The sequence below is a fragment of the Pseudomonas edaphica genome, assembly GCF_005863185.1.
GTDB lineage: Bacteria > Pseudomonadota > Gammaproteobacteria > Pseudomonadales > Pseudomonadaceae > Aquipseudomonas > Aquipseudomonas edaphica.
Window position 1 is genome coordinate 1 of record NZ_VBVZ01000023.1, and the last position, 22,428, is coordinate 22,428.

The following is a 22,428-nucleotide window of genomic DNA, read 5'->3' on the forward strand; positions in this document are numbered from 1 at the left end:
GCCTGTAAGCGTCGCGGCCCTTTTTGGTTATCGGTGGTTTATGCCGAGTGGTAGGTCGGCAGGGCAAAGCGGTTCTGGCTTTGCAGCATCGAAATCTGTGGCAGCTCACTGGCTTGTTCGGCCAGGTCGCGGCGGATCGCGCTGATCACCCAGGTCAGTTGGTCAGCGGTGTGCAGCTGTTGATACGATATCGAACGCTTGACCTGTTTGCCTTCGCTGTTGCGCAGGGTCAGCAGGATACCGCCGTCTGGACGTGGCTGAGTGGTGACGTCGTATTGGGAGAATACAGAAGCGAATTTATCTTGGATCAGGCTCATGTCTATCAGCTCCGTTGGCTCAAGTTGGCAAGCATGGAGAGATAGGTGCAGTGATTGTGCCAGTATTGGATATCTGAAAAAGTCGTTATAAATCAATTAGTTAAAAATTTTACAGATTTTCGGTTTCGTGCAATTTGCATGAATGGCCATCGTGCATCCTGCATTTTGCGTTATTCGCGCCAGCTGTTTCAGGTCAGCCTCGAAGATAAAGACCGCCTCGGTTGGGCAAAATTCCTTTTCGGTGGAAGCCGACTCGGGATACAAAACTTTTCAAATCCCGCATGTACAGTCAAAGAATGGCAGGCGTATTTTCCCGCATGGCATTCGGCATCTGCCTACAGGGCTGCCGCTATGTCTGGATCATACGAAGAATAAGAAAAAGGACGTTCCGCCATGAGCCATCAGCAAGACGACATGATCACGTGGGGCAAGCTCTTACGTAAGGTGCCTGCGATTGTTCGAGCTTTGCCACGCGTAGTGCGTGGCATGCGCGCCGCGAATGTCACCGACCCCGCGCAGCCTTGCGGCCTCGGTTGGCACTTTGAACAGGCTGCGTTGCGCAACCCCGACGGCGCGGCGTTGTTGTACGGCGACAGCGTGCTCAGCTACCGCGAAGCCAACCAGCGCGCCAATCGTATCGCGCATTACCTGCATGAGCAGGGCATCGGCAAGGGTGATGTGGTCGCGCTGTTTATTGAAAATCGCCCGGAACTGCTCCTCAGCGTACTGGCCGTGGCCAAGCTGGGCGGTATCTGCGCCATGCTCAACACCGCGCAAACCCAGGCGGCGCTGGTGCACAGCCTGAACCTGGTGAACCCGGCGGCGATCGTGGCAGGTGCAGAATTGGTAGACGCCTATGCGGCGGTGCGCGAGCAAGTGTCGATTGCGGCCGAGCGCAGCTGGTTTGTGGCGGATCAGTCCTCAAACGCGGTGCCGCAGGGCTACACCGACCTCATGGCCGCCAGCGCTGACAGCCCGGTGGACAACCCGGCCAGCAGCGGACAAATCTTCTTCAACGACCCGTGCTTCTATATCTACACCTCCGGCACTACCGGTTTGCCCAAGGCCGGCATCATGAAGCACGGGCGCTGGACCAAGACGGCGGTGAGTTTCGGCAGCATCGCCCTCGACATGGGGCCGCACGACGTTCTGTATTGCACTTTGCCGCTGTACCACGCCACGGGCCTGTGCGTGTGCTGGGGTTCGGCGATTATCGGCGCATCGGGTTTCGCCATCCGGCGTAAATTCAGCGCCAGCCAGTTCTGGGACGATGCGCGCAAATTCAACGCAACCACCCTGGGGTATGTCGGTGAGCTGTGCCGCTACCTGCTGGACCAGCCGCCCAGTGCGCAGGATCGCGACAATAAAGTCACCAAGATGGTCGGCAATGGCTTGCGTCCCGGTGTCTGGGCGCAGTTCAAGCAGCGTTATGGCGTCGAGCACATCTGCGAGCTGTATGCCGCCAGCGACGGCAACATCGGTTTTACCAATGTGCTGAATTTCGACAACACCATCGGCTTTTGCCTGCAGCATTGGGCGCTGGTGGAGTACTCCCACGAAACCGGTGAGCCGCTGCGTGGCAGCGATGGTTTCCTGCGCAAGGTGCAAACTGGCGGGCAGGGCTTGCTGCTGGCCAGGATCGATGAAAAGTCGCCGTTCGACGGCTACACCGACCCGGAAAAGAACCGCAAGGTGGTGCTCACGGACGTGTTCGAGAAGGGTGACCGCTACTTCAATACCGGCGACTTGCTACGCAGTATTGGCTTTGGCCATGCGCAATTTGTCGACCGACTGGGCGATACGTACCGTTGGAAGGGCGAAAACGTCTCCACCACCGAAGTGGAAAACGTGTTGCTGCAGCACCCGCAGATCGCCGAAGTGGTGGCCTATGGCGTCGAGATCGAGAACACCAATGGCCGCGCAGGCATGGTCGCCATCACGCCAAGCGAGTCCTTGGCGGCCCTGGACATGCGTGAGCTGTTGCAGTTTGCCCACGGCCAGTTACCGCACTATGCGGTGCCGTTGTTTTTGCGCATCAAGGTCAAGATGGAAACCACCGGCACCTTCAAATACCAGAAGGTCAAGCTCAAGGAGGAAGCCTTCGACCCGGACAAGGCCGGTAACGACCCGGTGTACGCATGGCTGCCCGGCTCCGACAGTTATGTACCGGTCACCGGGCTATTACTGGCGCAGATCCAGGGCGGGCAGTTCCGTTATTGATTCTGGCTATGAATGCTTTTGACAAAAAAGCCATGACAGCGGGGAACTCCCTCGCGACACTGAGCGCCTTATACACATTCGCAGACAAGGAGCCCCCGCATGTCAGACCAGCCCAAACAAATGACTGACGATGAAGCCGCCGAATTCGCCGAGCAGGTTTTTGATGTGGCCCGCAAAGGCGATGCAGCGCTGCTGGCTGCGCTGCTGGCCAAAGGCTTGCCGGCCAATTTTCGTAATCACAACGGCGACACCTTATTGATGCTCGCTGCCTACCACGGCCATGTCGAAGCGGTAAAAGTGTTGCTCGAGTTCAAAGCCGACCCACTGATTGCCAACGACAAAAATCAGCTGCCGATCGCCGGTGCAGCGTTCAAAGGCAACCTGCCGGTGGTGAAGGCGTTGATCGACGGCGGCGCGCCGGTGGATGCAACCTCCCCGGACGGGCGCACAGCGCTGATGCTGGCCGCTATGTTCAACCGCGTTGAAATGGTCGACTACCTGCTCGGCCAGGGCGCCAACCCCAAGGCCGTCGATGCCCAGGGCGCGACCGCGCTGGCTGCCGCGCAAACCATGGGCGCGGCGGATACGGCGGCACGGTTGCAGAAACTGGTGTAGGCTACGCGCCCTCAAAAACCAGCCCGCCACAGGACCTTCCCATGCAAACCGCCCTCGTCGAACTTATCAGCAAAATCAGCGCCGGCGTCATGGGCGAGGACGAGGTGGCGCGCATCGCCACAGAAGCCGCCCAAGCCTACGCGGACCCGGTGGCGTTTCTGGCGGCGAACCCGGATATCAACTACGACGACACGTTCCCTATCCCTCTGGGTGAGTGGGTAGTGGTTGGCAGCCTGCCGGACACGGTGCTGTTCCAGGCCGACACCTATGGCGATCTGTTCGCGCAGATCGTCGCCTCGTTCGGCCCGGGCGTGGCGTTCAACCTCAAGCCCAAGCAGTTGGCCAAGACCGAAGACCTCACCGCGCTGAACCGCATCCAGATCCAGATGAGCGCGTTGAGCCCCGAAGATGGCGGCTATGTGTTGCTTAACTTCAGCCAATTGCTCGATGACGAGATCCAGGCGGTGCTGGTGTACGGCAATGACCTGCCGCGCGTGTTGCAACTGTGCGCCGAAGTGGGGATCAAGGCCGAGCCGTCACTGGAAGCCTTGAAAGTCGCTGTGCACGTCTGAAATAAAACGGAACCCAGGCAAACGCTGACTATCCTACAAGTGCATGCCCTCACTTAGGAGCGACACCATGGGTTCCACTTTCAACGGTCTTATCGGCCTGATCATCCTGGCGCTGGATATCTGGGCGATCATCAACGTGTTCAAAAGTGGCGCCAGCACCGGCGCCAAAGTGCTGTGGATCCTGCTGATCCTGTTGCTGCCGGTACTGGGCCTGATTATCTGGGCGATTGCCGGGCCGCGCGGTAACATGCGGATCTGATCGTTCGCCCACTCCATCTAGAGTGGGCACAGTCAATGTGGGAGCGGGCTTGCCCGCGATAGCGGTGTATCAGTATCAGATGTTTTGACTGACACACTGCAATCGCGGGCAAGCCCGCTCCCACAGTGGTTTCCAACGTACTCAGGATTTTGTGTGTCGAAACTATTCGCTGCACACAATTTTCACATCTTTTCCAAGACAATTCGGCGGTTTTACGGCTCTCCCAAGGCTCTAACTCACGTGCCATTAAAGGCCGGGCCACGGCGCACATTCAGTAATTAATAGCGTTGATGCCATTGATCGGGCACCATTTGCGCCACCGCGTTAACCGCCTACCCCAGCCAGCCTGGGCGAGGGACGGACGCCACTGCATAATTTCGAAACTTAAACTTCCAATGGGTCCTAGAACGACATGGCAAACCCGGACGCCCTGAGTCAGCAGCGAGCTTCTAATCGCTTGCTGCAACCGACCGTCAAATCCCATCTGGCATACACGCTGCTTTGCGCGCTGGTCATGATGGTGATGTTCTCCCTGCTGCGCCTGGCGCTGCTGGTCTACAACCGCGAGATGATCCTCGACACGCCGGCCTCGACCTTCCTCGAGGCCTTCGTCAACGGCACGCGCTTCGACATCCGCTTTGTGATGTACGCACTGGTTCCGCTGCTGCTGGCCTTGTTCAGCGTACGGGCCATGGCGGCGCGCGGGTTCTTCCGTTTTTGGCTGACCATCGCGTCCAGCATTGCCCTGTTCCTGGGCCTGATGGAGATGGACTTCTACCGCGAGTTTCACCAGCGCCTCAACGGCCTGGTCTTCCAATACGTGAAGGAAGACCCGAAAACCGTGATGAGCATGCTCTGGTACGGTTTCCCGGTGGTGCGCTACCTGCTGGCCTGGGCCGTAGGCACGCTGATCCTGAGCATCGCCTTCAAGGGCGCCGACCGTGCGACACGCCCACGTGGTCCGTTCAGCGGCGGCACCGTCGGCACTCGCCAGGTTGCTCCGTGGTACAGCCGCATTGCGGTGTTCGTGGTGTGCCTGCTGATCGCCGTGGTCGCCATTCGTGGCACCCTGCGCCAAGGCCCGCCGCTGCGCTGGGGTGATGTCTACACCACCGACTCGAACTTCGCCAACCAGTTGGGCTTGAACGGCACCCTGTCGTTGATCGCCGCAGCCAAGTCGCGCTTCTCCGAAGAGCGCTCGAATATCTGGAAAGCCACGCTGGACCAGCCGCAGGCTACCCAGACCGTGCGTGACATGCTGGTGTTGCCGCAAGAGAAACTGGTGGATACCGACACCGCCGCCGTGCGCCGTGACTACACGCCACCGGCCGAGAAAACCCTGCCGATCAAGAACGTCGTGGTGATCCTGATGGAAAGCTTCGCCGGTCACTCGGTCGGCGCACTGGGCCGCCCAGGCAACATCACGCCGTACTTCGACAAACTGTCCAAGGAAGGCCTGTTGTTCGACCGTTTCTTCTCCAACGGCACCCACACCCATCAGGGCATGTTCGCCACCATGGCGTGCTTCCCGAACCTGCCGGGTTTCGAATACCTGATGCAGACCCCGGAAGGCAGCCACAAGCTGTCGGGCCTGCCGCAGTTGCTCAGCGCGCGCAAGTTTGACGACGTGTATGTCTACAACGGCGATTTCGCCTGGGACAACCAGTCGGGCTTCTTCAGCAACCAGGGCATGACCAACTTCATCGGGCGCAACGACTTCGTTAACCCGGTGTTCTCCGACCCGACGTGGGGCGTGTCCGACCAGGACATGTTCAACCGTGGCCTGGAAGAGCTGAAGGCCCGCGAAGGCGGCAAGCCGTTCTACGCCCTGCTGCAAACCCTGTCCAACCACACGCCGTATGCGTTGCCGACGCCCTTGCCGGTCGAGAAAGTCACCGACCGTGGCAGCCTCAACGAGCATTTGACGGCCATGCGTTACTCCGACTGGGCCTTGGGCCAATTCTTTGAAAAGGCGCGTAAAGAGCCGTACTTCAAGGAAACCCTGTTCGTGATCGTGGGTGACCACGGTTTTGGTAATGAACAGCAGATCACCGAGATGGACCTGGGCCGCTTCAACGTACCGATGCTGATGATTGCACCGGGTATGCAGGAGAAGTTCGGCGAGCGTGACCACACCGTGGGTACCCAGATCGACATCGTGCCGACCATCATGGGCCGCCTGGGTGGCGACACCTTGCACCAGTGCTGGGGCCGCGACTTGTTGAACCTGCCGGAAGGCGACAAGGGCTTTGGCGTGATCAAACCGTCGGGCAGCGACCAGACCGTCGCTCTGGTCACTGCTGACCGCATCCTGGTACTGCCTAAAGAGATGCCGCCGAAACTGTGGGAATACGAACTGGGCGCTAACCCGACCGGTAAGGTGATTCCTGAATCGCCGGACGAAGCCGCGCTGAAACAGAAACTTGAGTCGTTCCTGCAGACGGCCACCAAGAGCCTGTTGGATAACACCGCCGGTGTGATCGACGGCAAGCCGGATTAATAATCCGGGCATAAAAAAAGAGGCCTTCTAGAAGGCCTCTTTTTTTTTGTCCGGATTTTATATCCGGCCGAGCAGCAACAGCACCAACAGTACCACCAGTACCACACCCAGAATACCCGACGGCCCATAGCCCCAGTTACGAGAGTGCGGGAACACCGGCAGGCCGCCGACCAGCAGCAGGATCAGAATTATGATCAGAATCAGGCTCATGTTTTTTTCCTTGTAGGCCTTCTGAAAAGACCGGTTGTTTAACGACAGGCCCGTGGGTTTATTTACGGACGCCTTAACAACTCCGACTGTGCCGTTGTGGAGAAAATTCCATAGTTTCTTAAAGCATTTCGCACACTGGCTTATTTCTTTTAATGCGTTCGCAATAATGGGCGCTTAGTTGAAAAAGATTGAACTTACGCTATAAGCCGGGCTGCTACCTGGCTGGCGGTTTGCCTGAGGCATTCATCAATTGGATGGTGCGTGGGTGCAGGAAAAACCTTCGCTACACTGCCGATCACTTCTTCCGTGAACTACAAGGCTACTTACCTATGCAAAATCGCATGATGATCACTGGCGCCGGATCCGGCCTGGGTCGCGAAATCGCGCTGCGCTGGGCACGCGAGGGTTGGCAGTTGGCCTTGTCGGACGTCAGCGAGCCAGGCTTGCAGGAAACCCTGAAGCTGGTGCGCGAGGCCGGTGGCGATGGCTTTATCCAGCGCTGCGACGTGCGTGACTACAGCCAGCTCACCGCCTTTGCCCAGGCTTGCGAAGTGAAGCTGGGCGGCATTGATGTGATCGTCAATAACGCTGGCGTGGCCTCGGGTGGTTTTTTTGCCGAATTGTCCCTGGAAGATTGGGACTGGCAGATTGCGATCAACTTGATGGGCGTGGTCAAGGGCTGCAAGGCGTTCCTGCCGCTGCTGGAAAAGAGCAAAGGACGGATTATCAACATCGCGTCCATGGCTGCGCTGATGCAGGGGCCGGCAATGAGCAACTACAACGTGGCCAAGGCCGGTGTGGTGGCGTTGTCGGAGAGTTTGCTGGTGGAGCTCAAGCAGCAGGAAGTCGGTGTGCATGTGGTATGCCCGTCGTTTTTCCAGACCAACCTGCTGGATTCATTCCGTGGGCCAACGCCTGCGATGAAGGCGCAGGTCGGCAAGTTGCTGGAGAGTTCACCGATTTCGGCGGCGGATATTGCCGATTACATTTATCAGCGGGTGGCAGAAGGGGAGTTCATGATTTTGCCCCACGAGCAGGGGCGCATGGCGTGGGCGTTGAAGCAAAAGAACCCGCAGTTGCTGTATGACGAGATGACGCTGATGGCCGACAAGATGCGCGCCAAGGCCCAGGCAACCAAGGGCTGATGATGATCGTTCCCACGCTCCGCGTGGGAATGCCGCCCCGGACGCTCCGCGTCCCGCTTTTGAAGGCGTGACGCGGAGCGTCACCGGATGCGTTACCACGCGGAGCGTGGGAACGATCAGAAACTGGGGCTTGTCTGTCAGAAAAATTACCGGGCTACGTAGGCCTTTCCTGATTTTACTGCAAGCCATTGCTGCGCCAAATCCAATCGCGCATGGTCAAGGTCCTGTCACTCCAAAAGGACAACCGCCATGCTGGTCTTAAGCCGCGCTGTGGGCGAAGTCATCTCCATCGGCGATGACATCGCCCTGCACATCCTCGAACTCAACGGTACCCAAGTGAAATTCGGCATCGACGCCCCGGTGGGTGTGAATGTCCATCGGGCCGAGGTGTATCGCAAGATCCTCGAACGCCAGGCCACAGAAACCCACGCCGAACCCAACCGCTGAACCCTGCTCAGTCAAACAGATGCTTGGGCACGTCGTGCTTGAGCATCAACTGGCATTGCTCGCTCTCCGGGTCGAACACGATCAGGGCCTGGCCCTTGGTCAGCGCTTGGCGCACGCGCAGTACGCGGGTTTCCAGGGGCGTGTCGTCGCCATTGTCAGTACCGTCGCGGGTGACGAAGTCTTCGATGAGGCGGGTCAGGGTGTCGACTTCAAGCGCGTCGTAGGGAATCAGCATACAAGCCTCGCGGGTAGGAACCCGGCGATGCTACTGCGCCGGGGCCTTTGTGACCAGCAGTTACCAGTGTCAGGACTTCTGTCCGACCAGGCTGTCCACCGACGGCACGCGGGTGTCGCTCTCCATTTGCGTTTCGTGCTCGATCTGATGGCTGAACCGGTCCAGCGAACCCTGGGCCGGCTGTGCGTCGCTGGCAAATACCGGCGGGCTGAGGATGTACGCGCCCAACAGGCGGCTGAGTGCGGCCAGGCTGTCAATGTGTGTGCGCTCATAGCCATGGGTCGCATCGCAGCCAAACGCCAGCAGCGCGGTGCGAATATCGTGGCCGGCGGTGACTGCCGAGTGGGCGTCGCTGAAGTAATAGCGAAACAGGTCGCGGCGCACCGGCAGTTCATTCTCCGATGCCAGGCGCAGCAAGTGACGGGACAGGTGATAGTCATACGGCCCGCCGGAATCCTGCATCGCCACACTCACCGCGTGTTCGCTGGAGTGCTGGCCGGGCGCGACCGGGGCGATGTCGATACCGACAAATTCACTGACGTCCCAGGGCAGGGCGGCGGCGGCGCCACTGCCGGTTTCTTCGGTGATGGTGAACAGCGGGTGGCAGTCGATCAGCAACGGTTCGCCGCTGTCGACAATCGCCTTGAGTGCGGCAAGCAGGGCGGCCACACCGGCTTTATCGTCCAGGTGGCGGGCGCTGATATGCCCGCTCTCGGTGAATTCCGGCAGTGGGTCGAACGCCACGTAGTCACCGATGCTGATGCCTAACGAGTCGCAATCGGCGCGGGTGGCGCAGTAGGCGTCCAGGCGCAATTCCACGTGGTCCCAGCTCACCGGCATTTCATCTACGGCGGTGTTGAATGCGTGCCCGGAGGCCATCAACGGCAGCACGCTGCCACGGATCACGCCGTTGTCGGTAAACAGGCTGACGCGGCTGCCTTCGGCAAAACGGCTCGACCAGCAGCCCACCGGTGCGAGCGTCAAGCGGCCGTTGTCTTTGATCGCCCGCACGGCGGCGCCGATGGTGTCCAAGTGCGCGGAAACAGCGCGGTCGGGGCTGTTTTTCTGGCCCTTTAGCGTGGCGCGGATGGTACCGCGCCGGGTCATTTCAAAGGGAATGCCCAGCTCTTCCAGGCGCTCGGCGACGTAGCGCACGATGGTGTCGGTGAACCCCGTGGGGCTGGGGATGGCAAGCATTTCCAGCAGCACTTTCTGCAGGTAGTTGAGATCCGGTTCGGGGATGGTTCGGGTCATGGAAACTCCTGATGAGTTGAGGGCATCGATGGTTTCGATGAGGTGCTGAGAGGTTCATAGGCTGTGCCGGCCTCATCGCGGGCAAGCCCGGCTCCCACATTGGAACGCGATCAAACTGTGGGAGCGGGCTTGCCCGCGATGGCGCCAGTCCAGGCAACACATCACTCAAGCCGTCGGCTGACTGTGCGGAAACAACAAATCCACAAACTTCTCCGCTGTCGGTTGCGGTTCGTGATTAGCCAGCCCGGCGCGTTCGTTGGCTTCGATAAACACATACTCGGGCTGGTCGGCGGCGGGCACCATCAGGTCCAGGCCGACCATGGGAATGTCCAATGCACGGGCGGCGCGCACGGCGGCGTCTACCAATGTCGGGTGCAGGATCGCGGTGACGTCTTCCAGGCAACCGCCGGTATGCAGGTTGGCGGTACGGCGCACCGCCAAGGTTTGGCCACGGGGCAAGATGCTGCTGTAGTCGTAACCGGTGGCGTGCAACGTGCGTTGGGTTTCGGCGTCCAGCGGGATTTTGCTTTCACCATCGGTGGCCGCCTGGCGGCGACGGCTCTGGGCTTCGATCAAAGCACCGATAGAGTGCTGACCATCACCGGTAACCTCGGCCGGGCGCCGAATTGCAGCGGCAACTACCTCAAAGCCGATCACCAGGATGCGCAGGTCGAGGCCTTCGTGGAAACTTTCGAGCAGCACACGGCTGTCGTATTGACGCGCCGTCTCGATGGCTTTTTGCACCTCCTCGATGGTCTGCAGATCCACTGCCACGCCTTGGCCTTGTTCGCCATCGAGCGGCTTGACCACGATGCGCTGATGCTCGTCGAGAAACTCCAGGTTGTCGTCGGCACTGCCGGCCAATTGTTGCGACGGCAGTTTCAACCCCGCTGCGCTGAGCGTCTTGTGGGTCAGGCTCTTGTCCTGGCACAGGGTCATGCTGATGGCGCTGGTCAGGTCGCTCAACGATTCGCGGCAACGCACACGGCGCCCGCCGTGGCTGAGGGTGAACAGGCCGGCGTCGGCGTCATCCACTTGCACATCAATGCCACGTCGATGGGCTTCTTCGACAATGATGCGCGCATACGGGTTAAAGCCTGCCTGCGGGCCGGGGCCGAGAAACAGCGGCTGGTTGATGCCGTTCTTGCGCTTGATCGCAAAGGTGGTCAGCGCGCGAAAACCGAGCTTGGCGTAGAGGCTTTTGGCCTGACGGTTATCGTGCAGCACCGACAGGTCGAGATAGCTCAGGCCACGGCTCATAAAATGCTCCACCAGGTGGCGCACCAGCACCTCGCCCACACCGGGGCGCGTGCACTGCGGGTCGACCGCCAGGCACCACAGGCTGCAACCGTTTTCCGGGTCGTGGAAGGCTTTTTGATGGTTCAGGCCCATCACGCTGCCGATCACAGCGCCGCTGTCTTCATCCTCGGCCAGCCAATACACCGGGCCGCCTTGATGGCGTGGTGTCAGGCGCTTGGCGTCGACGGGCAACATGCCACGGCCTTGGTAGAGTTGGTTGACCGCCCGCCAATCGGCGTCGGTTTGCACGCGGCGAATGCGAAAGCCGCGAAATACCCGCGTAGCGGGGCGGTAATCGCTGAACCACAGGCGCAAGGTGTCGGAGGGGTCGAGGAACAACTGCTGCGGGTCAATCCCGAGGATTTGCTGGGGCGCCGCCACGTACAGCGCGATGTCGCGCTCGCCGGCCTGCTCATTGAGCAGCTCCTGGGCCAGGCTGGCCGGGTCCGGGAAGGTATGCCCGATCAATAACCGGCCCCAGCCGCAATGCACGGCAATCGGCTCGGCGCCCAGTGGGCTGCCGTCTTCAGCCAGGCGCGCCTGCAGGCGCTCGTAGGTCGGCGCCTGGCCCTTGAGCAAGCGTTGGCTGTAAGCCGCTGCAAGAGGTTTCATCGATCAGATTCCTTGTTCGCTGAGCCACAGGTTCAGCGCTGCCAGCTGCCATAGTTTGGAGCCGCGCAGCGGCGTCAGTTGGCCTTGCGGGTCGGTCAGCAGGCGGTCAAGCATGGCCGGGTTGAACAGGCCGCGATCCTGGCTTGGGTCCATCAGCAGATCGCGCACCCAGTTCAAGGTATCGCCCTGCAAATGCTTGAGGCCCGGCACCGGAAAGTAGCCTTTCTTGCGGTCGATGACTTCGCTGGGGATGACTCGGCGCGCGGCTTCTTTGAGCACCTGCTTGCCGCCATCGGGCAATTTGAATTTGCCTGGCACACGGGCTGACAGTTCTACCAGGCGGTAGTCCAGGAACGGCGTGCGCGCCTCCAGGCCCCAGGCCATGGTCATGTTGTCGACGCGTTTGACCGGGTCGTCCACCAGCATCACGGTGCTGTCCAGACGCAAGGCCTTGTCCACGGCGGCGTCCGCGCCGGGCATGGCGAAATGTTCGCGCACGAAGTCACCGGCGGCGTCGTTGGCGGTCAGCCATTTTGGCGCGACGGTGGCGGCATAGTCGTCGTAGCTGCGGTCGAAAAATGCGTCTCGGTAGGCGGCATACGGGTCGTTGGCGCCGTCCACCTGCGGGTACCAGTGGTAACCGGCGAACAGTTCATCCGCGCCCTGGCCGCTTTGCACCACTTTGCAATGTTTGGCCACTTCCCGCGACAACAGGTAGAAGGCGATGCAGTCATGGCTGACCATCGGCTCGCTCATGGCACGGAACGCTGCCGGCAGTTGCTCGATGATTTCGCTTTCGGCGATGCGTAACTGGTGGTGACGGGTGCCGTAGTGTTTAGCGATCAAATCCGAATACTGGAACTCGTCGCCACGTTCGCCACCGGCGTCTTCAAAACCGATGGAGAAGGTCGACAAATCCTGCACGCCGACTTCCCGCAGCAGGCCCACCAGCATGCTCGAATCGACACCGCCCGAGAGCAGCACGCCGACATCCACGGCCGCACGTTGGCGGATCGCCACGGCCTCGCGGGTGCTGTCGAGCACGCGGTCGGTCCAGTCTTCGAGGCTGAGGTTTTTTTCATCCTCGTGCGGGCCGTAGGGCAGAGTCCACCAGGTTTTCTGCTCGGTGTTGCCGTTGGCGTCGATGCGCATCCAGCTTGCCGGCGGCAGCTTTTCGATGCCTGCCAGCAAGGTGCGCGGTGCAGGCACCACAGCGTGGAAATTGAGGTAGTGGTTGAGTGCGACCGGATCCAGGATCGGGTTGATATCGCCGCCCTTGAGCAGGGCCGGCAGCGCTGAGGCAAAACGCAGGCGCTGGCCGGTGCGCGACAGGTACAACGGCTTCACACCCAGACGGTCACGGGCGATAAACAGGCGCTGCGCGTCACGCTCCCAGATGGCAAAGGCAAACATGCCATTGAGCTTGGGCAGCAAGGCTTCGCCCCAGGCGTGATAGCCCTTGAGCAGCACTTCGGTGTCACCGCCGGAATAAAAGGCGTAGCCCAGGGCTTCCAGCTCTTCACGCAATTCCGGGAAATTATAGATTGCACCATTGAACGCCAGGGACAGCCCCAGCTGGGCGTCGACCATCGGTTGGGCGGAGCCGTCCGACAGGTCCATGATCTTCAGGCGGCGGTGGCCCAGGGCAATCGGCCCTTGGGCATGGAAGCCCCAGGCGTCCGGGCCTCGCGGGGCAAGGTGATGGGTGATTCTCTCTACTGCTGCCAGGTCGGCAGGTTGATGATCAAAGCGTAACTCGCCAGCTAGTCCACACATAAATTCCTTACCGGTTTTTCCGTTGGGGAGGGCAATACTCGATACGCCCGACAGGGCGCGTACCCAGAAACTGACCCAGTGCTATGCGTGGAGTTTTAGACCGATAAGTTATAAGGCAAATAGCCGCGATGCTCGCGACGGCGTCGTTTCTTCCCTCACCGCGATCAGCGTGTCGCCGGTTTTCCTCGAACCAGCGCGCGCAAGGCAAACCGGTTCGGGTGGCAGGCTTCGGCCACGCTTGCCGGCACCGGCAGCGGTTCGTCGCTCAACCAGGCGGCCAGCAGTTCGCCGCACAGGGGCGCGGTGATCAGCCCGCGTGAGCCGTGGCCGCTGTTGATATACAGGCCCGGCAGCCACGGGCAGGGCGTATCCGGGACTTGCCGGGCGTCTTTGCCCAGTACGGCATAAGCCTGTTGGAACGCAGCGCTTTCGGCCAAGGGGCCGACGATTGGCAGGTAGTCAGGGCTGGTGCAACGAAAGGCGGCGCGGCCTTGCAAGTGTTCGGCGTTTAGTGAGTCAGCGCCAAGACGCAGCAGCAGGTCTTCGGAAATCTCCCGCAGCATCGCAAGGTTGCCCGTGTGCTCGGCGAGGGTGGGGGTGAGGTCTTCATTGTTGAAATCAAAACTGGCGCCCAAGGTGTGTTCGCCAAGGCGCGCCGGTGCCACATAACCTTCGGCGCACACCACGGTGGCCAATGCCGCACTCGCCGGAGTTTGCGCCAAACGTGTGATCTGCCCGCGAATGCGCTTGAGCGGCAAGCCCGCACTATGCGGGAATCGCTTGATTTCGGCTGCACCGGCCAGCACAACCACGTTGGCGCTTGCCAGTACGTCATCGCCGTCACGGGCTTGCCACTGGTCGTCGACGCGGTGCAGCTCCAGCGCCTCGTGATGGGTAAGCACCTTGATAAGCGGATGCGTGGCTTGCCATTGGCACAGCGCCGGTGGATGTACCCAGCCACCTTCGGGGAAAAACAGCCCGCCCTGGGCCAATTGTATGCCGGCCTGTTGTTGAGCCTGCTCGCGACCCAGCAGGTGCAACAGATCCGGTGCGAAGGCCTCGGCCAGTTGCGCCTGGCGTTGGGCTTCCTTGGCGTCAAACGCCAGTTGCAGGACACCGCAACCGTCCCAGTCAACGCCGCGCTGCAAGTGCTCCAGCAGGCGCCGGGTGTGGCCGAAACCGCTGAGTATCAGCTGCGACAATGCTGTGCCATGGGCCGACAGCTTGAGGTACAGCACGCCCTGCGGGTTGCCCGATGCTTCCTGGGCCAGGGCGGCGTGACGTTCCAGCAAGCTCACGCGCCAACCGCGAGCGGCCAGGCTGGCGGCGGTGGCGCAACCGGCCAGGCCGCCGCCGATGACCATGGCGTGGCGTTCGCCTTCGATGCCTGCCGGGCGCGCAAACCAGGGTTTGGGTGTGGCCGGCGGTGGCGTATCTTCGGGCCAGCCGAGGAACTCACCGCGCAGTATTTCCCATTTATGGCCGATGCCCGGTGTGCGTTTCATCTTGAACCCGGCGGCATTGATCAGCCGGCGTACCCAGCCGGTGCTGGTGAAGGTGCTGATGGTCGAACCCGGTGCCGCCAGGCGCGCCAGTTCGGCGAACAACTCAGCGGTCCACATGTCGGGGTTCTTGGCCGGGGCAAAACCGTCGAGAAACCATGCGTCGATTTGCGCGTCCAGTTGCGGCAATTGCTCCAGGGCGTCGCCGATCAACAGCGTCAGGGTCACTCGGCCGTTATCCAGCACCAGGCGCTGGAAGCCTTGATGGATCGCAATGTACTGAGCCAACAGTTGCTCGGCGAAGGCACTGAGTTCCGGCCAAAGGGCCAGGGCGCGTTGCAGGTCGGTGTGGCTCAGAGGGTACTTTTCCACACTGACGAAGTGCAGTCGCGCACCGGCCACGGCGTGCTGTTCAAACAGTTGCCAGGCGCAGAGAAAATTCAAACCCGTGCCGAAGCCGGTCTCGCCAATGACCAGTCGCCCACCCACCGGCAGGGCCGCAAAGCGCGCCTGCAAGCGGTTCTGTTCAAGGAACACATAGCGGGTTTCTTCAAGGCCCGACTTGTCGGAGAAGTACACATCATCGAAGACCCGCGAGTGCGGTCGACCTTGGTCATCCCAATCGAGCTGGGCGTGGGTGATGGGGTTCATGGGCGACTCATAAAAAAAGCAGACAAAGGCAAGGCGGCCATTCTAGCCGATCACGGGGCAGAGGGCTGATTGCGGGTGGTAACCCAATAGATTTTGCATGGAAAAAACTGCTGTGCGCAGCCTCCAAGCCATCAACAATCAGCGCTAATCCTGGGCAGATTGCTGCGGTATCGTCATTCCTTGATTGATAGGCAATAAAGGATATTGCTGATGCGCACCCAGGATGATTTGAACAATAAACTGAGCCAATTGACCCAGAGCCAGCTGCAAGCGGCCTTGCTGGAAATGACGGGCGATCTGGACAAAGCTCAGGTGCTGCAAAAGCAACTGCCTGGCTGGATGGTCAACGCGCCGCCCGGCGTGCTGGATGCATTGACTAAAGATGCCCTGCAGGTTGCAGATGCCCAGGCAGCCGTCGCCGAGCGATTGAAGCCATTGCAGGCGCTGGATGAGTTTTGCAGTGAGCGGCTCAAGCAATACTGCTCTACGCGATGGCAACGGGTTGTGGACCCCAAAAAAGATCTTTTTATTCGTGCGGTAAACGAATACGAGAAAGAGGTCTTGCCATTGAAGTATGTGAAGACGGTGAGGTTGGTGCAGGACAGCCTGCTGCATGTGGCGATGCAGAATTTCTCAGAGGATGAAGCCCGGGCGCAGCACTTTCCCGTCGGGTCGCTGTTGCAGTCGGGGTCTGCTGATCGTGAAGTCATTGGCATTACACCCCTCGAGTTTGCGCAGGGGTGTCGCGCCCTGGATCTTGGCCGCTTGTATCAGCAGCACATCAGTGACGTGCTTGAACTTGACAGCGACCCGGCAGGTGATAAGCCTTACCTCAATAATGTAGCGACCGATATCGGCCGGATGAAAATCCTGGACGTAAAAATCGACGCCCATATTGCCTTGATGCGAGGGGACATTACCCAAGGCACCTACGCGATGTTGTGCACATTGCTGGACCGCCAATTGACGCCGTCCCAGGCCCAGGCCGAAGGGGTGCTGTACGACGGGCGCCCGGTCATTTGGCAAGGGCTCAATACCCAGGGCGGATGCCTGTGGAGCATTCTGGTATTTTCCGCTCGCTCGATTGCGCAATACCCGCAAGCGCCTTGCGTGGTGTACATGCCCAATGAACCGGAACGGCCATTCTTTGAGTATGCCTCGCTTGACGACTTTCAGGTCTACCTCAAGCGCAAGCTTGCACTGGCCGCGTACCGTGCCTTCTTTACGCGTTACCTGAGCCAGGGGGACCGGGTTGGGTTCTTCACCCGTTTCGATCAAGCCCAGAGCCTGGGGGCGCTGGACGCCAACCCCATTACGGTCAGCCTGGCGCGGCACTTTTTCGACACTTACGCCGCAAAGCTGCAAGCCGATGCACGGGCCCTGGCGGTGCCGGTGGCCGAGGTCGATGAGGACGTCCGTGAGCAGCGCTTGCAGACGTATCTGGACGCCGGTTTGACGGTGCTCAACCTCGCAGGGTTTGTCGTCCCGGAGCTGGGGTTATTGATGACAGCCGTGGCGGTAGGCCAGATGCTCGGCGAACTCTATGAGGGCATTGAAGACTGGCGCCGTGGTGATAAGAATGAGGCGTTCCAGCAGTTGGCAGTGATCGCGCAAAACATCACGTCGATGGTGTTGTTCGCGGCAGGGAGCAAGGTTGTCGGTTCGGCCATGCAGCGTACCGGCCTTAATCTGAATGGTTTTTTCCGTAAATTCGAGGTGATAAACCCCGCTGTGGGCAACCAGCGGCTGTGGCGTCCGGATACCACGCAATACGTCCATGATCAGCGCCTCGGCGACGAGCAGGTTGCCGACGCGTCGGGAATCTACACGGTGGAGGGGCATTCGTACGTCAAGGTCAATGACTGTATCCACCGGATCGCGTTCGACGCGAAACTGGATCAATGGCGGGCCAGCCACCCGGTGCGGCAGACGGCTTATCGCCCGAAATTGCTGCATAACGGTGAAGGTAGCTGGCGTTTTGCGTTCGAGAAGCCCGACGAGTGGGAGAACCCGGAGTATCTCTTTTCGCGGTTGAAACCGATAGGTCCCGGCTCTTCGCTCCCTCCTCGCAAACTTCTACAGATCAAGGCCATTATGGATTTGCCCGATGATTGGGGCGTCTATCAGGCCCAGGAGTGTCTGCCGTTTCCCGCACGGTTTAGCGATCTGTACGAACGTTTCAGGCTTGATCAGTCCATTCGCGATTTGAACTGGCAGTTGGAAAGCGGTGCTTCCCCCAACATTGAAAACTCGACCTTGCAGATGCATGCCTTGCCCCTGTTACCGGGGTGGCCCGCGGGGCGCTATTTTGAGGTGCTGGATGCAAAGCGCAGTGTCAAGGCGCGTTACCCAGCCAGCGAACCTTACGATGCAGGCCTGCGTTTGACGATCACCGAGCCGATGCTCAGTGAGGGGAAAGTGTTTGAAGTGCTGTTGTCCGGGCTGGATGACGCTCAAAAGACCGGCTTGTTGGGAGAGGGCGTAGACGCCGATCAGGCGCACACCGTGCTGGCGCGTCAGTTGCTCGCGCATCTGAAGGCTGATCGCAAGCCGCTGTTTGAGCAGTTGTATCAGACCTATGATGGGCCCGTACCGCCGGAATGGGCGTTGCTCAGGCGCACCTACCCGCAATTGCCCTGCACGCTGATGCGCGAATTGATGGCCGAAACGACCACCGTGCAGCGTGAGTCCCTGCGCGATAATCAACGGGTTCCCATGGCGTTGGCCGAGTCAGTGCAACGTGCTCTTGAGGCACAACGCCTGGACCGCGCCTTGATGGGGTTTGAGCAGCCAGAGTTGGCCAGCCTGGATACTGCCCTCATCGCTGTTCGGACAATGCCGCGCTTGGCGGGATGGGGGGCAGAGCTGCGGCTTGAGTTGCGCCAGGACTCGCCTCAAGGCGACTTGTTGGCCTTGGGCGCGTTCAAAGACGCTGGTGTGCGGCGAGTAGTAGTCAGGTCGAACGCAGGGTTTGAAGCGTTCAACGACAACGGCCGCAGTCTCGGTGGACCTTATGCCGGGCCGGAGGGCCTGTTCGAGGCGATCGATGCAACGCTGATGGATGGCCAGCGAGTGGCATTGGGATTGCCGCTGAAGGACGCCAGTAACATTTGGCGTTTGCGATACATGAGTGCCTCGCAAGCGAAAGGCGATCGGGAACTGGCTGCCGAGGCTTTTTCCAGCCAGGTCAGCGAACCGGCGTCGCAGGGGGTGAGCTGTGAAATGGCCGATTTGCCGACGGGGCCGTTGGTTCATCCAGCCGCACTGGTGCGTAAGGTAAAGCGTTTGTACCCATTGTTCAGTGAGGCTCAAGTGTCTTCGCTATTGATGACGTTGGGCGCTGACCATCTGGCCCGGGCCAAGGCGGTCAAACGTTTGAAGGCAGAACTCGGTCATTTGCGCGCGCTGCTCAAGCATTGGAAAACCGATATCCAGGGCATGGAGACACAGCCGGGCCTGAGTGACGTTCGTACTAGCCGCCAGCAGGTGGCTGAGCGCATTGAAGCGTGTTGGCGGCGTCAAAGCTTTGCTCTGGATGAGCATCAGACGTCCGTTGCCAGTTTGAACCTGGATGGGATGCGCGTTGGCTCACTGCCGACGCTGCCAGCCGACATACGTTTCGACCATGTTCGGCAGTTGTCACTCAGGAACATGCGACTGGGCGATGACGTCGCCTATTTCCTGAAGTGCTTTAAAGGCGTGCAGCATTTGAAACTGGGGCGTAACCGCCTGACCCGCTTGCCGGAGGTATTCTCGCGAATGCTCGACCTGGAAAGTTTGTCGATGCCCCGCAACCGTCTTGTGCTCACCGAATACACCCGACTGAAACTGGCAGACCTGAATACGTTGCGCCTGTTGGATCTGAGCCACAACCCGCTGGACAAGTTGGTGGATGTCAGCCGGATGCGTGACCTGCACACCCTGTTGTTGCAGGACACCAAAATCGTCGACTTACCCGCAGGGCTTGGGCGCCTGGCTCACCTGGAGCAAGTGGACCTGCGCGATAACGTGATCACCGTGTTGCCTGAGTGGTTGTTTACGGTGTCACGCAGTTTCAGCCAGTCGATTGACCTGGGCGGCAACCCGCTCTCCAGTACCACGATAACCGCGCTTACGCGTTACCGTGACGAAGTGGGAATTGGCATGGGGTTTGTAGAGGACGATCAGCCACGCATGACCGAACTGAAGGCCAGGGCATTGTGGTTGCCGGACGAGGTGGCCGCCCGAGAGGCCCACAAATCTACCGTGTGGGCCAACCTGCGGGATGACCCGGACTCGACGCCGTTGTTCCACTTGCTGGCTGAGCTGTCCGGTACTGCCGACAATCGTCATGTGCACGAGGACTTGACCCAGCGGGTCTGGGACGTGTTGCAGTCGACCCACGACAGTACCGATCTGCGCGAGCAGGTCTTTCAACTGGCGGCTCATCCGGCGAACTGCGCAGACGACGCCGCGCAGATTTTCAGTCAGATGGAGGTGCTCAAGGAGGTCGAGAAGGCAACGCAGCAGGCCGGTCGTGTAAAAGGCAATTCCGGGGCGCTGTTAAACTTGGGCCGAGGGTTGTTTCGCCTCAGCGAGCTGGAGAAAATTGCGGCCACCTACGCTGTCGAAAACGCGTCCGTGGACCCGCTGGAAGTCAGCCTGGCATTCCGGGTAGGGTTGGCCAAAACCCTGCAGCTACCGGGGCAGCCCAAGCACATTCAATATGGAGAATTTGCCAATGTGACCAGCGACAGTCTGGAGGTGGCGCACTCCCAAGTGCGCACGGCAGAGCTGTCCCCCACGTTCTTGCGTTTTATTTCACAGCTGGCGTTCTGGAAAACCCACCTCAAGCAGCAGTTTTCCGGTGCGTTCGAGTCGGCGACAGAGCCCTTTGATACGCAGCAGCAAGCACTTTTTGAGAACAGCCAGAATCTCACCGACGCGCAGTACCTTGAGCAAATGGAGGCCCTGCGTTCGCCTCGCCGGCAGGCCATTACCGAAGTGGTAGAGCGGCTCACACAGCAGATGTTGAGGCAGCATGACCTTGGCATTTGCCATCTGCCAGGGAACTAGCCATAGGGGATGGCGATTGATCCATGGCAACTGTTTTGGAATTCTTTGAGTGGCGTGGTGCCCAATCCGCTAGTCTTGAGCCATCTTGAAATGGAGCTGCCCATGTTCGAATCCGCCGAAATCGGTCACGCCATCGATAAAGACACGTACGACGCCGAAGTGCCGGCCCTGCGTGAAGCCTTGCTGGAAGTACAATACGAACTGCAACAGCAGAAGCGCTTCCCGGTGATCATCCTGATCAATGGCATCGAGGGCGCGGGCAAGGGCGAAACCGTCAAGCTGCTCAATGAATGGATGGACCCACGGCTGATCGAAGTGCGCACCTTTGACCAGCAGACTGACGAAGAACTGGCGCGCCCACCGGCGTGGCGCTATTGGCGTCAGCTGCCGGCCAAGGGGCGCATGGGCATCTTTTTCGGCAACTGGTACAGCCAGATGCTGCAAAGCCGCGTGCATGGCCAGATCAAGGACGCGCGCCTGGACCAGGCCATCGCCGGTGCCGAGCGCCTGGAAAAGATGCTCTGTGATGAAGGCGCGCTGATCTTCAAGTTCTGGTTCCACCTGTCCAAGAAACAGATGAAGGCACGCCTCAAGGCGCTGGCCGACGACCCGCTGCACAGCTGGCGCATCAGCCCGCTGGACTGGCAGCAGTCCAAAACCTACGACAAGTTTGTGCATTTCGGCGAGCGCATCCTGCGCCGCACCAGCCGTGACTACGCGCCGTGGCATGTGATCGAAGGCGTGGATGCGAATTACCGCAGCCTCACGGTGGGCAAGATCCTGCTCGAAAGCCTGCAAAACGCCTTGAAGCTGCCCAAGGGCAAGGCCAGCGGCATGAACCCGGCGCCTTTGATTGCCTCCGTGGACAAGAAGGGCCTGCTCGACAGCCTCGATTTGACCCAGCGCCTGGAAAAAGATGATTACGAAGAGCAACTGATTACCGAGCAGGCGCGCTTCTCTGGCTTGATGCGCGACAAGCGCATGCGCAAGCACGCATTGATCACCGTGTTTGAAGGCAACGATGCGGCGGGCAAGGGCGGCGCGATCCGCCGCGTGGCGGCAGCGCTGGACCCGCGCCAGTACCATATCGTGCCGATTGCCGCGCCGAGTGAAGACGAGCGCGCCCAGCCGTATCTATGGCGCTTTTGGCAGAAGATTCCGGCTCGCGGCATGTTCACCGTGTTCGACCGCTCGTGGTACGGCCGCGTATTGGTGGAACGCATCGAGGGCTTCTGCACCCCGACGGACTGGATGCGTGCCTATGGCGAGATCAATGACTTCGAGGAGCAACTGCGCGATGCGGGGGTGATCGTGGTCAAGTTCTGGCTGGCGATCGACAAAGATACACAGTTGGAGCGCTTCCAGGCCCGTGAGGAAATTCCCTTCAAACGCTTCAAAATCACCGAAGACGACTGGCGCAACCGCGACAAGTGGGATGACTACCGGGCGGCGGTGGGTGACATGGTCGATCGCACCAGCACCGAAGTGTCGCCCTGGACCCTGGTGGAAGCCAACGACAAACGCTGGGCGCGGGTCAAGGTGCTGCGCACCATCAACCGCGCGCTGGAAGAAGCGTTCGACAAGACCGACAAGCACGATAAGAAGAAAAAGAAATAAAGCTGGCGGCACTTCCTGTGGTGAGGTTCCCGTGGTGAGCGACGCTTCTGTGGCGAGCAGGCTTGCCCTGCGTTGGGCTGCGCAGCAGCCCGCGACCCAGGCAGCGCGTTCTCTCAGGCAGACCTCATTGACAGGTTTTGGG

At 60.1% G+C, this 22,428-nt stretch carries 16 protein-coding genes; 9 read left to right on the plus strand and 7 right to left on the minus strand.

Annotated features, from left to right (window positions below):
* Positions 1-38: 38 nt before the first annotated feature.
* Positions 39-317, minus strand: a complete 279-nt coding sequence (locus FEM54_RS02830) for a DUF3509 domain-containing protein (protein ID WP_016970113.1) — start codon at positions 315-317, stop codon at positions 39-41.
* A 393-nt stretch (positions 318-710) separates the two neighbouring features.
* On the opposite strand from FEM54_RS02830, the gene FEM54_RS02835 reads away from it, so the two are divergent.
* The 5 genes from FEM54_RS02835 (at position 711) to FEM54_RS02855 (ending at position 6,483) form a co-directional block, all read left to right on the plus strand.
* A complete protein-coding gene (locus FEM54_RS02835; protein ID WP_138449400.1) occupies positions 711-2,537 on the plus strand; it encodes a long-chain-acyl-CoA synthetase in 1,827 nt (608 codons plus the stop codon).
* A gap of 99 nt (positions 2,538-2,636) precedes the next feature.
* Positions 2,637-3,152, plus strand: a complete 516-nt coding sequence (locus tag FEM54_RS02840) for an ankyrin repeat domain-containing protein (protein ID WP_138449402.1) — start codon at positions 2,637-2,639, stop codon at positions 3,150-3,152.
* 41 nt (positions 3,153-3,193) lie between these two features.
* Complete coding sequence (locus tag FEM54_RS02845; RefSeq protein ID WP_017137821.1) at positions 3,194-3,724, plus strand: hypothetical protein; 531 nt, start codon at positions 3,194-3,196, stop codon at positions 3,722-3,724.
* 67 nt (positions 3,725-3,791) lie between these two features.
* Entirely contained in the window at positions 3,792-3,983 is a 192-nt protein-coding gene (locus FEM54_RS02850) for a PLDc N-terminal domain-containing protein (RefSeq protein WP_138449404.1), read from the plus strand.
* A gap of 412 nt (positions 3,984-4,395) precedes the next feature.
* On the plus strand, positions 4,396-6,483 hold the full coding sequence (locus FEM54_RS02855) for an LTA synthase family protein (RefSeq protein ID WP_017137820.1): 2,088 nt from the start codon (positions 4,396-4,398) through the stop codon (positions 6,481-6,483).
* A 57-nt stretch (positions 6,484-6,540) separates the two neighbouring features.
* On the opposite strand, the gene FEM54_RS02860 is transcribed toward FEM54_RS02855, so the two are convergent.
* A complete protein-coding gene (locus FEM54_RS02860) occupies positions 6,541-6,693 on the minus strand; it encodes a DUF3309 family protein (protein WP_015885095.1) in 153 nt (50 codons plus the stop codon).
* Positions 6,694-7,022: 329 nt separating this feature from the next.
* On the opposite strand from FEM54_RS02860, the gene FEM54_RS02865 reads away from it, so the two are divergent.
* Both FEM54_RS02865 and csrA read left to right on the plus strand, forming a co-directional pair.
* The gene (locus FEM54_RS02865) at positions 7,023-7,838 is read left to right on the plus strand and encodes an SDR family oxidoreductase (protein WP_017137819.1); all 816 of its coding nucleotides are present in this window, start codon (positions 7,023-7,025) and stop codon (positions 7,836-7,838) included.
* A 249-nt stretch (positions 7,839-8,087) separates the two neighbouring features.
* On the plus strand, positions 8,088-8,285 hold the full coding sequence (gene csrA, locus FEM54_RS02870) for a carbon storage regulator CsrA (RefSeq protein WP_017137818.1): 198 nt from the start codon (positions 8,088-8,090) through the stop codon (positions 8,283-8,285).
* Positions 8,286-8,292: 7 nt separating this feature from the next.
* On the opposite strand, the gene FEM54_RS02875 is transcribed toward csrA, so the two are convergent.
* The 5 genes from FEM54_RS02875 to mnmC form a co-directional block, all read right to left on the minus strand.
* Entirely contained in the window at positions 8,293-8,520 is a 228-nt protein-coding gene (locus FEM54_RS02875) for a YheU family protein (protein ID WP_003192759.1), read from the minus strand.
* Positions 8,521-8,589: 69 nt separating this feature from the next.
* Complete coding sequence (locus FEM54_RS02880; RefSeq protein ID WP_017137817.1) at positions 8,590-9,774, minus strand: osmoprotectant NAGGN system M42 family peptidase; 1,185 nt, start codon at positions 9,772-9,774, stop codon at positions 8,590-8,592.
* A 165-nt stretch (positions 9,775-9,939) separates the two neighbouring features.
* Positions 9,940-11,685: an N-acetylglutaminylglutamine synthetase gene (gene ngg / locus FEM54_RS02885; RefSeq protein WP_138449406.1), complete on the minus strand. Its 1,746-nt coding sequence runs from the start codon at positions 11,683-11,685 to the stop codon at positions 9,940-9,942.
* 3 nt (positions 11,686-11,688) lie between these two features.
* Positions 11,689-13,461, minus strand: coding sequence for an N-acetylglutaminylglutamine amidotransferase (locus FEM54_RS02890; protein ID WP_138449408.1), 1,773 nt, complete (start codon positions 13,459-13,461; stop codon positions 11,689-11,691).
* A 164-nt stretch (positions 13,462-13,625) separates the two neighbouring features.
* Positions 13,626-15,614, minus strand: a complete 1,989-nt coding sequence (gene mnmC, locus FEM54_RS02895) for a bifunctional tRNA (5-methylaminomethyl-2-thiouridine)(34)-methyltransferase MnmC2/FAD-dependent 5-carboxymethylaminomethyl-2-thiouridine(34) oxidoreductase MnmC1 (protein WP_138449410.1) — start codon at positions 15,612-15,614, stop codon at positions 13,626-13,628.
* 210 nt (positions 15,615-15,824) lie between these two features.
* On the opposite strand from mnmC, the gene FEM54_RS02900 reads away from it, so the two are divergent.
* Entirely contained in the window at positions 15,825-20,669 is a 4,845-nt protein-coding gene (locus tag FEM54_RS02900) for an NEL-type E3 ubiquitin ligase domain-containing protein (RefSeq protein WP_138449412.1), read from the plus strand.
* Between the two features lie 102 nt (positions 20,670-20,771).
* Entirely contained in the window at positions 20,772-22,286 is a 1,515-nt protein-coding gene (gene pap / locus FEM54_RS02905) for a polyphosphate:AMP phosphotransferase (RefSeq protein WP_099548929.1), read from the plus strand.
* Positions 22,287-22,428: the final 142 nt, after the last annotated feature.